The organism is Bacillus sp. AFS029533, from assembly GCF_002585125.1.
GTDB classification, from domain to species: Bacteria; Bacillota; Bacilli; order Bacillales; family Bacillaceae_G; genus Gottfriedia; species Gottfriedia luciferensis_B.
On the sequence record NZ_NUQC01000027.1, the window covers coordinates 65,494 to 78,357 of the forward strand.

The following is a 12,864-nucleotide window of genomic DNA, read 5'->3' on the forward strand; positions in this document are numbered from 1 at the left end:
ATGCACAAATATTTTTGTACTACTAATTATTATTCGAAAAAATATTTAAATATATTAATGGAATAATTTTATTTGAGAGGTTTATGATGTTTAAGCTATCAATATTGGAAGAAATCATCCTTTTTTTACTTCATCGATATAATGGTGAACGAACAATCCAAGGTATACTGTATTTATTAAAAGGAAAACAAAGTGCTCAAATTATTCAAGATTCTCATTTTTATCAAGTCACATCATTTTTCGGACTTTTTCATTTCCTTACTCATCAGAATATGCAAGAAATTATAAATGGGTTAGAGGTTAAAGGGTATATAGGTCAGTCTGAAAATAAGAATATCTATTTGTTAAATAAAAATGGTCAAGCTTATCTAGCAAATCAAAAATTACAGTTTATGGAATATACATTTTTAAACGGACTAAAATTTTCTAGTATTCAAAAGATATTTTGGAAAAGATTTTCATTATTTTTTCAAACGGTGTCCAATCTGAATATGAATTTAAAATATTTTAGGGCAGTTATTCAAGACCAAGATATACAAGAATGGGTAAAAAATGAGATTCTTAATTTTCCTGTGAATAAAAACGAATTAGTTAATCAATTTTACAAAGAATTGCATACAATTTTAGAAAATATTAGTGACGAAGACGCATTACTATTTGTGAAACGATTATCTGGAGCAAATACTTATGGCATGACTTTTGAACAAATTGCATTAGAACACAAAGTGAGTGTTGAAAAAATTTATCTCAATTCGATTAATACATTGCATCATATGATCACTATTTTACTTGAACCAAACAATCATTATCCTTTATTAAGTAAATTTGTTATTGGAGCTAAAAGTACTAATATTACGAATACGTCTATTGAAACAAAACGATTATTTACTGAAGGTAAAACAATTCAAGAAATAGCAAAGATTCGTCAGTTAAAGATTAGTACAATAGAGGATCATATAGTTGAGTGTGTATTAGGTGATAAATTATTTCCAATTAATCAATTTATTACAACAAAGCAATTTACTTTAATAAAAAATAAAATTATTGAACTAAATACAAGGAAATTAAAAATTATTAAAGAAGCTTTATTAAATGAGGTAACATATTTTCAAATTCGTATTACTCTTGCAAGAATGGGTGATTTACATGGACCTAAATAAACTTCTATACGAAAAATTCGGTTATTCAAGTTTTCGAAATAACCAAAAAGAAATTATTCATGATTTGTTAAACTCGAAGGATGTTTTAGCAATGCTTCCTACAGGTGGGGGGAAATCATTATTATATCAATTAACAGGCCTACTATTGCCAGGCGTTGTAGTAATCGTTTCACCATTACTTTCTCTTATGGAGGATCAAGTAGAGCAGATTAAAGCATTTGGAGATAAACGAGTTATTGCACTTAATAGCTTTAGAAGTTTTGAGCAAAAAAAATATTTATTTAATAATATTAGCAGTTATAAGTTTATTTTCGTTTCGCCTGAAATGTTACAAAACCAATTTTTAATTCACAAGCTTTCTACGTCTAGAATTTCGTTATTTGTTGTTGATGAAGCACATTGTATATCACAGTGGGGGCATGATTTTAGACCAGAATATAAAACTTTAGGGGAAATAAAGCGTAAATTGAATAATCCGACGGTTTTAGCTTTAACCGCTACAGCTAGCAAAAATGTGCGGGAAGAAATAATCGAAACTTTACAGTTAAAACATGTTCAAAAATATATCAATTCTGTTAATAGAGAGAACATAGCAATTCAAATTGAAAAAGTAGATTCGGAAATAGAAAAAATCAATTCTTTAACTGACCATCTTTCTAAATTAACAGGTCCAGGCATCGTTTATTGTGGTACAAGAGCTGCATGCGAGAAAATTTCACATACCATAAGAGAAAAGTTAAATTGCAAAGTCGCTTATTATCATGGTGGAATGGAGCATGAACAAAGAATTTTAATTCAACAACAATTTATTCAAAATCAAATAGATATCATAGTTTGTACTAGTGCTTTTGGTATGGGGATCAATAAGCCAAACGTAAGGTTTGTCATTCATTATCAGTATCCTTCAAATATAGAGAATTATCTTCAAGAAATTGGACGAGCCGGCCGAGATGGTCAGCCAAGTATAGCAATACTACTTGTTTGTGAAGAGGATCATGAGTTACCACTAAGGCTAATTGATGACGAAATCCTTTCTGTAAATCAAGTTGAGTCTTTTCTAGCCTATTTAAAAAGATTCGAAGAAAATCCGATTAAATTGTCTGAAACACTCGTGAATAATTGGAAAGCAGTTTTTCAATTTAGTGAAATACAGTGGACGACGCTGCATTCTGAAATGCTTAAATATACTGTAATCGTAGATGATACGTTATATTTAGAAAAAATAAATCATGACTTATTAGAATCGATTAAAGAGTTAATTTCGGAGCGGAAAAAAGTAAAATATTTAAAACTCAAAGCGATGATCGATTTTCTATCTTCATCCACTTGTTATCGTGAAAAATATCTTTTACTTTTTGATGAAATGTTAGAACAGAGACCAATAAATTGTTGTAACATTTGTGGTTTATCGTTTGAAGAGTACTGCTCAAATGATCATGAGAAATTTGAAAAAACTAATGTACTTTCATGGGAACAAGAATTAAGAAATAAATTGGGGCTGTGAGGAATCTATATGGAAAGCGAATTAAACCAACAAGAAATTCCAGTTAACTATTTGAAGAAAAGCGTATATGGTACGCAGTTAATCATTTTAGTAATCGCTATTTTATGTATTGCTTTTTTTATTGGTACAGAAAAATTTATAGATGATTTACATTTATTTAAAAGTTATAAAACATATATATATGGATTCGGTGCTGGATTTTCACTCGTCCTATTTAATATTTTATTAAATTATATGATCCCCGAGCGTTTGTTGGATGATGGTGGATTTAATAAAAGATTCTTTACGTCACTTTCAGTTCCTGAAATGACAATACTTTGTATCTTAATCGCATTATCAGAAGAATTATTTTTTAGAGGATTTATTCAAGCAAAATTTGGACTAATTATTGCATCAGTTGTATTCGCTTTAGTTCATTTTCGATATGTGAAAAAACCGATTTTACTTACAATTGTATTAATTGAAAGTTTTTTCTTAGGTTATTTGTATTTGAAGACAAATAATATTGTTATAGTATTTATCGCACATTTTATCTTAGATTATGTTTTAGGAATGTATATGAAATTAAGTTTGGAAAGTGAAGACAAAGAATGAAAAATGAGTTTCAGACTAATAGTATAGCTGACTTAAGTCGAAAGAATAAAAATAAGAAATTTAAAAATAAGAAAATAAATGATCAAAATAAAGCTGTTGATTTGTTAAATCTTCCACCAAGAAGTGAAACAATGAAAATAAAAGAGGATCAACGAAGACCTTGGTGGAAAATAAAGTATCCTTTAATCACTGCTTTAGTCATAATCTTTATCATGCTACCATTTGGAGTAGTGAAGTTTGTACATAGTAAATACGATAAAATTTTTACTGAAAAAGGAAGCTTAATCATTCCTTCAAATAAATTTGAAAAAGTTGAATTAACTGCTACCAATCATTTAAAAAACCAAAATAAGAATGAATCTCAGAAAAAAGCTCCAATCAAAAATGAGATGAAAAATGTAGTAAAACCCAAATCAGATTCAAGTGAATCTGTAGGAGTGGAAGAGGTTAATCACGAAGTTCAAAGAGGAGAAACATTATTTACTATTTCAATGAAATATTATGGTAATCGTGATGGGGAAGAAATTATTCAAGATGCAAATCATTTAAATGGGATCGAAGTGACGCCCGGCCAGATATTAAAAATCCCATTAAATGTTGATGTGGATAAATAATGTTAAATAGGGAATTGAAATTCGAAATCTAGACAAAATTGCTTTGATTGAATCCTTCTTATCTATGTTATAAATAGAGGGAAGGGGAGTGTTAAAGTATGTTAGCGAAACATCGAATGCTTCATAACCATCAAGTAATTACAATTCAATCAAATGATACTGTAGAATGTGCAATTAATCTCCTATTGGAAAAGCAAATTGATAGTGTTCCTGTATTATCAGGAAATAAATATGTTGGAATGATTTCACAAGCAGAGATTTTTAAAAGATGCTTTTTTAGTAAATTACCTAAAGAAGAATATGTTAAGAATCTCAAGATAGGTGAAATAGCTACACACCAAACAATTTGTGTTAAAACAGATGAGCCATTTGAAGATACAATGAATTCGTTAAAAAAATATCCATCAATTGCGGTAGTTGATGATGAGAGAAATTTTGTTGGACTAGTGATAAGATATGATGTAATTGAGATTTTTCAAGAAGTTCTAGGAAAGGACTGTCGAGGAATAAGAATTTCAATGACAAGTATGGAGAAGGAAGGTCAATTAGCAAGATCACTTGATTATCTTCACCATTTTAGGATTAATATAATTTCGCTCGTAACTTTTGATTCAAAAGATCATTTATTAAGAAGAATTGTCTTAAAAATAGATGATAATAAAAATATCGATAAAATTTTACGTAAATTTGAAGAGCTTGGTCTTAGAATTGTATCTGTTACGAATGAAATAGAAAATTCAACAGTTAAACACTAATATTGTTAAACCGGTTTTTGCTATTTTATCTTACTACTTACTCATAAATGATATTATTTTGCGTATACGAAAATAGACTTTTGGAACGATTAAACCATATTTCACTCAAATTAAAAACTTATGCCCATTTTGTATTAATGGATATAAGTTTTTTTGTTGTTTAAAATTTTTCAATTTCTACTAGTTTTTGTATAATGAAAAAAAGAAATAGATAAATTGATTTTTAAAAATGAAGTAAAAATAGAGAATTAAGCTGACATTTACTTTGTTGATGGGTTAAGAAACAAGGGGGAAATTAAAATAAAATTATTATCATTGATCGGACTCATAGTAATTGTAGCAATTATTCTTTTGATTAATCGAAAAAATAAGCTAGAAATTATACATAAAAAAATTAAAATAAAACATTTAGATGTTTCATTACAGTCCATTCAGTTTATATGGATTCCAAATATAGGCGATATTCCTTTTAAATTGAGTGAGATTGAAAAAGTTTGCAATCCTAATACGTTAATTCTTTTAAGTGGTTACTCAAAAAAGAAGTCAAAAAAATATAAAGATGAAAACATCCAGTATTTATCTACTATTGCTCCTGTCTATTTTTTGTGGAATGATGTTGACTATAGTGGCAACTATAGGGATCTAAATGCATTATTACTAGATTGTAAAGTTACAATTTTAGAAAATAAAAGTGCTTCATTTGAAACTGAAAATGGTACTAAATTTTCGATTATTGGTTTAGATGATGTGAAAACAAAGAGAGATCAATTAGACTTTGCACTTGAAGAGCGTTATGAAGATGATTTTAGTATTTTATCAAGCTATACTGAAGTTATGGATAGTAATAGTAGTAATTTTGAAAGTATTCAAGTTTATCTGTTTGAAAGAAGTCAATTAAATGTAAATCGAAATCAGAAAATGGTATATTTGGAGCTACATAACAATAAGGGAATTCGCAAACAAAACACAATAACAGTTTTAAATTTTGAAGTTATGAAATAAGTGTTTGTTGTTTACATGCAGGAGGAAAGAAAATTGGCCCAAATAGGAAAGTACAATATTAAAGCAATTTCTAACATTGTTGGGATTTTACCAGGTACATTAAGAGCTTGGGAAAGAAGATATAATATTATAAGTCCTGTACGAAATGATGCTGGCCATCGATTATATACAGAAGAACATGTTTATATTTTAAAATGGCTCGTTCAAAAAGTTAATGAAGGGTTTACTATTGGACAAGCAATTAATTTATACGAAGCAAAAGAGCATAAATCATCTAATGATCGCTCTCTAACGGAAAATCTTCAATCAGATGCGTTAGTAAATCGAATTGTTTCTTCACTATTATCTTTTGAAGAAAGTGAAGCCCACAATTATGTGAATGACGCTTTTAGTCTTTTTTCTGTAGATAAAGTATTATTTAAAATTATTTCTAAGGTTTTCATACTAATAGGTGATAAATGTCGTAATGGTGAAATTACAAGTGCCCATGAACATTTTGCAACATCCTTTTTGAGAACGAGATTAGGGATGATTTATCAAAATTTACCTAACAATAAACATTTGCCAAAGTTAATCGCAGTTTGTGGACCAGAAGAAAAACATGAATTAGGTTTATTAATTTTTACGATTTATTTAAGAAGAATCGGTTTTCAAGTTATTTATTTAGGAGCATCAATTGATTCAAATGATGTTGAACAAGTAATAAATGAAGTGAATCCAGCTGGATTTATCATGACTTGTACTTTAAGAGAGAATTTAAAGAAAACAATTGATCTAGCCATCATAATCAAAAAAATAAAACCTGATATCATTATTGGAATTGGTGGACACGCAGTTTCAACTTGTGAGAGCCCAATTATGGATTCAATACAGGAATTTTATATTGGTAGTCAACAATCGAACTGGGATGAGTGGTTAAAGCAGAATTTTAATTATAAATGAATTTTGACTTTAGAATCACCAAAATTATATAAAAACATAAACTGTACTATGGTAAATGCAGCAAGGAGGCTAGTTCATGAGGTTGGAACGGTTGAACTACAATAAAATAAAAGTTTTTCTTACATCTGATGATTTATCTGAACGTGGTCTGACAAAAGAAGACTTATGGTACAATGCACCAAAAGTTCAACAGCTTTTTCAAGATATGATGCATGAAGCTAGCGTAGAACTAGGTTTCGAAGTAGATGGAAAAGTATCCGTTGAAGTTTTCTCTCTTCAAGCTCAAGGAATGGTTGTAATTGTAACAAAATCCGATGAAATTGAAGAAGAGGAAGACGAATTTCAAGACGATTTTATCTCAATGGAAGTAATCCTAGATGAAAGTGAACATATATTGTACGAGTTTTCTACTTTAGATGATCTAATCCTACTTTCTGAAAAATTGGTTTCATGTGATGCTTTAGGTGGGAGATTATTCTCTTTTGAAAATACGTTTTACTTAAAGTTCGAGGAGAATGAAATAGGAAGACTAGATCGTGAAACATTTTATGCGATTTTAGCTGAATATGGTAATCCTTCCACAAGAACTATTTATCGTATTATTGAATATGGTAAAGAACTTATCTCAGAAAATGCTATTGAACAACTGCATTTTTATTTCGTTAAAAATAAAGCCTCTCAGTAATTTATTACGAGAGGTTTTACTTTTGTAAATTTTTTATTAATATATTGTATTTCTTCATATTCTTTTCTTTTCAAATTTTGGAAATAGGAGTATAATGACCTTAGAAAACGCTTACATTAAACGAATATTATATTTTGTTTTCTATGTGTTTATAACTTTCAAAAAGGGATGGAAAGTTGTATACTAATTTCAGAATGAATGAATCTTTTCATAGTTCAAATTTCTAGGGGGTTTACAATGGTTGCCGAGAAATCTACAGAGAAAAATAGCAACACTGAAGAACAATTAGATGTACTAGCGCCTACACAAGTAGTTATTAAAGAAGCGTTAGAAAAATTAGGATATTCAAATGAAATGTATGAACTTTTAAAAGAACCAGTTCGTATGATGACTGTAAAAATTCCAGTTCGCATGGATGATGGACAAGTGAAAATTTTCACTGGTTACAGAGCTCAACATAATGATGCGGTAGGACCAACAAAAGGTGGTATCCGTTTCCATCCAAATGTAACAGAAAATGAAGTTAAAGCCCTTTCAATCTGGATGAGCTTAAAATGTGGAATTGTAGATTTACCATATGGTGGAGGTAAAGGTGGAATCGTTTGTGATCCACGTGATATGTCATTCCGTGAGTTAGAAAGACTTAGTCGCGGTTATGTTCGTGCAATTAGTCAGATCGTAGGACCAACTAAAGATATTCCAGCTCCAGACGTATTTACAAACTCACAAATCATGGCTTGGATGATGGATGAATATTCTAGAATAGATGAATTTAACTCACCTGGTTTTATTACAGGTAAACCATTAGTATTAGGTGGATCTCACGGCCGTGAAACAGCTACTGCTAAAGGTGTAACAATTGTAATTCGTGAAGCAGCAAAGCGTAGAGGAATTAAGTTAGAAGGTGCACGAGTTGTTATCCAAGGATTTGGTAATGCAGGTAGCTTCTTAGCGAAATTCATGCATGATGCTGGTGCAAAAGTTATTGGTATTTCTGATGCTTATGGTGCACTTCATGATCCAAACGGCTTAGACATTGATTATTTATTAGATCGTAGAGATAGCTTTGGTACAATTACTAAACTATTTAATAATACAATTTCCAATAAAGAATTATTAGAATTAGATTGTGATATCTTAGTTCCAGCAGCGATTGAAAATCAAATTACAAAAGATAATGCTCATAATATTAAAGCAAATATTGTAGTTGAAGCTGCAAACGGACCAACAACACTTGAAGCTACTAAGATCTTAACAGAGCGTGGAATTTTATTAGTTCCAGACGTATTAGCTAGTGCTGGTGGTGTAACTGTTTCTTACTTTGAATGGGTACAGAATAACCAAGGTTACTACTGGACTGAAGAAGAAGTAGAAGATCGATTAGAAAAAGTTATGGTACGTTCATTTAATAATATTTATGAAACAAGTGTAAATAGAAAAGTAAATATGCGATTAGCTGCTTATATGGTTGGCGCGCGTAAAATGGCTGAAGCTAGCCGATTCAGAGGCTGGGTATAAGATTATATTTGTTGATAAAAACAAGGTGGAGAATATCCATCTTGTTTTTTTTGATTAGCTATTATTAGACAAATTGAATATTTTACGTAAAATAGTAATAGTAAATATAACTAAGACTCTAGTTTATTGGAGATGTTTCAAATGGAAAAAGTTGAAGTTCTAATCATTGGCGGAGGACCATGTGGTATTGCAGCTTATCTTGCATTAAAAAATAAGGGGATTACTGCATTAATAATCGAAAAAGGGAATATAGTTCATACCCTCAGTCGATTTCCAACGCATCAAACATTTTTTAGTACAAGTGAAAAATTAGAAGTGGGAAATATTCCATTTATTATTGAAGGTAGAAAACCAAAAAAACACCAAGCTCTAGCATATTACCGTGACGTTGTTAAACGAAATAAAATAAAAATTAATGCTTTTGAAGAGGTAAAAACGGTTAATAAGAAAAGTGATTTTATCATCGAATCAGTTACAATAAACGGTGAAGAAAAACGTTATGAAGCGAAAGCTGTTATTGTAGCAACTGGTTATTATGACCAACCAAACTATTTATTAACACCTGGTGAACAGCTTAATAAAGTTTCCCATTACTTTTTTGAAGGTCATAAACATTTTAATCAGAAGGTAGTCGTTATTGGTGGGAAAAACTCAAGTGTTGACGCAGCACTAGAACTAGAAAAGTGTGGGGCAGATGTAACGGTACTTTATAGAGGCAGTTCGTATTCACCAAGTATTAAACCATGGGTTCTACCAGAATTCGAGGCACTTGTCCGTTCTGAAACAATTAAAATGGAATTTAACGCAAATCTACTTGAAATAAAAGAATCATCAGTAGTATACGAAAAAGAAGGACAAATAGTTGAGATTGAGAATGACTTTGTCTATGCCATGACAGGATACCATCCTGATCATACATTAATTAAAAGTATGGGCGTAAAAGTAGATGATCTAACAGGAAGACCATTATTCAATCCAGAAACGATGGAAACAAATATTGAAGGCATTTATATTGCAGGGGTGATTGCTGCTGGAAACAATGCAAACGAAATATTTATAGAAAATGGTCGTTTTCACGGTGACCTAATCGTTTCTCATTTAGTTAGTAATAAATAATCTCAAAAAAATGGTCAATAGGGAAAACGGACATTAANNAATGAACATTTATTTAATGATAAAATGAACATTTTTTGGATGATCTATTAAAGTTTTAAATGTTAATATAGTTGATTAATTTCATGATTCCAATAGCAAGTAATGATTTCATTTTTAGAAGTTAAAAATACTATGGACTAATTTTTAGAAAAACAATTTCAGTAGATTAGTTTAATTAAAGTTCGGTATATATTGACTTACAAGCTGATTTAGCTGATTAATATACAATAGTTAGGTTACTCTAAGTAAAGGATATTTGATTAGGGTTTATTGCAGACTTTTTTCGATGAATAAGTTGATTGGAACGAAGGGNNCTCCTTTTACGAAAATTTGAAAATTTAATTTACAAGAATGTTTTTGAAACGTAGCTAAGCTACGTTTTTTTTATTAAAGATTTTCGAGCCGTTTTCTGTTTACTTAAATAATTTTAAAATGTTATAATTTCATGTGAAATGAGGTGCTTAAAATGAAAAAAGTAGTATTAATAACAACAGGTGGAACGATTGCAAGTAAACCAAATGCAGAATCAGGTAAATTAGATTCTGGAGCATTGTCAGGTCAAGAAATTGCAGAAATGCTCAATTTACCAAAAGATATAAATGTAATTGTTGATTCTTTTTTCCAAGTTCCAAGTATGCACATAGGCTTCGAACATTGGATGTTATTAAAGAATAAAATTGAAGAATATTATCAAGACGAAACTATCGATGGGGTTGTCGTTACCCATGGAACTGATACGTTAGAAGAAACGGCTTACTTTTTAGATTTAACAATTGACGACGATCGTCCAGTTGTTATTACTGGCTCTCAAAGATCACCAGGAGAATTAGGTACAGATGCTTTTATCAATTTAAGACATGCAATTTATACTGCATCTGACGAATCTACTCGAAACGTTGGTACAGTTGTTGTCTTTAATGAACGTATTTTTACTGCAAAATATGTTAAAAAAGAACATGCATCTAATATTCAAGGATTTAACGTATTTGGATTCGGATACCTAGGTATTATCGATAACGATAAAGTACATATCTATCAAAAACCGGTATTAAAGGATAAATACAAAATTACAAGTGAGTTACCTCAAGTTGATATAATTAAATGTTATATTGAAGCTAAAGGATATTTAATTAAAGCAGCTGTTGAAAATGGAGCTAAAGGTATTGTCCTTGAAGGCGTTGGAAGAGGACAAGTATCTCCACATATGACTGAAGAAATCGAAAAAGCGGTTAAAGATGGCATTAAAGTAGTCATCACAACAAGTTCTGAAGAAGGCGAAGTATATCCGACTTATGATTATTACGGAAGTGCCTATGATTTAGTTAATAAAGGTGTTATTTTAGGTAAAGATTATGATAGCAAAAAGGCAAGAATTAAATTAACTGTTATGTTAGCATCCGAAGTGAATGATATTCTCGAAGGATTCTCTAAATAATTTTACTTATTTATACATTTCTCAAAAACGTGCATAGCACGTTTTTTTGGTGTTGAAACACAAATGTTCAAACGTATATTAAGTAAAACTCTTTGATTGTATATTTAATTTCTTTATAGTCTATTAAGGCTTTTAAAAGTTAATATGACAGTTTTAAAAAGTCAACAAAATCTAGTGCTTTTTATTTTTAAAAAGTTAAAAATATTTAAGAGCTAGTTTTGGAGGGATGATCGATTCCTATGGGATATACGGGAAGGCTAAAGACCCCANNTACTCCTTTTACGAAAATTTTGTAATTTATTGACAAGGTTTTTTTGATTAATACAGTTAAAAGTTAAATGAATTAAAACTTAAATTCAAAATTGTGTATAAAATTAAATGAATCTAATCATACTGGTAATAAAAAAGGTATGATTTTAAATGAAAAGAATCGAACGAATACTATTTAAATTAATTATTATTCAATTATTTTGTTTAGTTATAAGTCAATACGTCTTATCATTCCCTAGTCTTTCTGTCTATTTAACGAAAATTGAATTATATGAAGGCGTTACGCAAAAAGCTAAAGACGTAACGAGAGAAGTATATAATCATATTGGTAAATAGATGAATTCGTCGGAATCATATGGTAATATAAATTAAAGCAGGCTAGCCTGCTTTATTTTTATTTGTTTTTATTTTTTTAGGACATGATAAGATTAAAGGTTGCTATTGAAGTAGCACTTTTTTTATGTAGGAGGACTTATGAGTAAAAAAATTAGTATAGCGATAGATGGACCAGCAGCTGCCGGTAAAAGTACAGTTGCAAAAATTGTTGCAAAAAAATTAGGATATGTTTATATAGACACTGGTGCAATGTACCGTGCTCTAACCTTTAAAGCGATTCAAAACAATATTGATGTAAATAACGAGATGGATTTAAGTAACTTACTTTCAAATATAACGATTAAGTTAATTCCGGAAGAAGGCACTCAAAAAGTTTTCATTGATGATGTTGATGTTTCAGAGCCAATAAGAACACCAGAAGTAACTAGAAATGTATCATTTGTTGCAAAACATAGTTTAGTTCGTGAAAAAATGGTCGATTTACAACGTGAATATGCCGTAAATGGTGGGGTTGTAATGGATGGAAGAGATATTGGGACTCATGTATTAGTTGGTGCAGAAGTTAAGATTTTTATGATTGCTTCTGTGGATGAACGAGCTCAAAGAAGACATATTGAAAACGTTAAAAACGGTTTTGAAAGTGATTTAGAACAATTGAAAATAGAAATAGCAACAAGAGACCGAATTGACTCGGAAAGAGAAGTATCACCATTGAAAAAGGCTGATGATGCAATCTCATTAGATACTACATCTAAAAACATTGATGATGTTGTAAATGAAATATTAACGATTGTTGAAGATAAAATAAAAAATATTTAGAAGAATTAGTCATCAGATTTCTTGACTTTTCTGCTTATTTATTAGAAGGTAAAAGAGGATAATACATAATTGGTC

The 12,864-nt window shown here is 29.9% G+C and carries 13 protein-coding genes; all 13 read left to right on the top strand.

Annotated features, from left to right (window positions below; genetic code table 11):
• Positions 1-86: 86 nt before the first annotated feature.
• The 13 genes from COE53_RS15780 to cmk all read left to right on the top strand — a co-directional run bounded on the left by COE53_RS15780 (position 87) and on the right by cmk (position 12,789).
• Positions 87-1,160 carry a YpbB family protein gene (locus COE53_RS15780; RefSeq protein WP_069031845.1) on the top strand — a complete coding sequence of 358 codons (1,074 nt, stop codon included), beginning with the start codon at positions 87-89 and terminating at the stop codon, positions 1,158-1,160.
• Positions 1,147-2,664, top strand: a complete 1,518-nt coding sequence (locus COE53_RS15785; RefSeq protein WP_069031846.1) for a RecQ family ATP-dependent DNA helicase — start codon at positions 1,147-1,149, stop codon at positions 2,662-2,664. The genes COE53_RS15780 and COE53_RS15785 overlap by 14 nt, the downstream gene beginning before the upstream one ends.
• A gap of 9 nt (positions 2,665-2,673) precedes the next feature.
• Positions 2,674-3,258: a CPBP family intramembrane glutamic endopeptidase gene (locus COE53_RS15790; RefSeq protein ID WP_069031847.1), complete on the top strand. Its 585-nt coding sequence runs from the start codon at positions 2,674-2,676 to the stop codon at positions 3,256-3,258.
• Entirely contained in the window at positions 3,255-3,872 is a 618-nt protein-coding gene (locus COE53_RS15795) for a LysM peptidoglycan-binding domain-containing protein (protein ID WP_069031848.1), read from the top strand. The genes COE53_RS15790 and COE53_RS15795 overlap by 4 nt, the downstream gene beginning before the upstream one ends.
• Positions 3,873-3,970: 98 nt before the next feature.
• On the top strand, positions 3,971-4,627 hold the full coding sequence (locus COE53_RS15800; protein ID WP_069031849.1) for a CBS domain-containing protein: 657 nt from the start codon (positions 3,971-3,973) through the stop codon (positions 4,625-4,627).
• 351 nt (positions 4,628-4,978) lie between these two features.
• Complete coding sequence (locus COE53_RS15805; RefSeq protein ID WP_139116317.1) at positions 4,979-5,629, top strand: hypothetical protein; 651 nt, start codon at positions 4,979-4,981, stop codon at positions 5,627-5,629.
• Between the two features lie 33 nt (positions 5,630-5,662).
• Positions 5,663-6,571, top strand: coding sequence for a MerR family transcriptional regulator (locus tag COE53_RS15810; protein ID WP_091021083.1), 909 nt, complete (start codon positions 5,663-5,665; stop codon positions 6,569-6,571).
• Between the two features lie 76 nt (positions 6,572-6,647).
• Entirely contained in the window at positions 6,648-7,256 is a 609-nt protein-coding gene (locus tag COE53_RS15815) for a genetic competence negative regulator (RefSeq protein ID WP_025672362.1), read from the top strand.
• Between the two features lie 237 nt (positions 7,257-7,493).
• Entirely contained in the window at positions 7,494-8,774 is a 1,281-nt protein-coding gene (locus COE53_RS15820; protein WP_069031852.1) for a Glu/Leu/Phe/Val family dehydrogenase, read from the top strand.
• Between the two features lie 141 nt (positions 8,775-8,915).
• On the top strand, positions 8,916-9,890 hold the full coding sequence (locus COE53_RS15825; RefSeq protein ID WP_069031853.1) for a YpdA family putative bacillithiol disulfide reductase: 975 nt from the start codon (positions 8,916-8,918) through the stop codon (positions 9,888-9,890).
• Between the two features lie 505 nt (positions 9,891-10,395).
• Entirely contained in the window at positions 10,396-11,364 is a 969-nt protein-coding gene (locus COE53_RS15830; protein ID WP_069031854.1) for an asparaginase, read from the top strand.
• Between the two features lie 420 nt (positions 11,365-11,784).
• Positions 11,785-11,970, top strand: a complete 186-nt coding sequence (locus COE53_RS15835; protein WP_069031855.1) for a DUF5359 family protein — start codon at positions 11,785-11,787, stop codon at positions 11,968-11,970.
• A gap of 138 nt (positions 11,971-12,108) precedes the next feature.
• Positions 12,109-12,789: a (d)CMP kinase gene (gene cmk / locus COE53_RS15840; protein ID WP_069031856.1), complete on the top strand. Its 681-nt coding sequence runs from the start codon at positions 12,109-12,111 to the stop codon at positions 12,787-12,789.
• Positions 12,790-12,864: the final 75 nt, after the last annotated feature.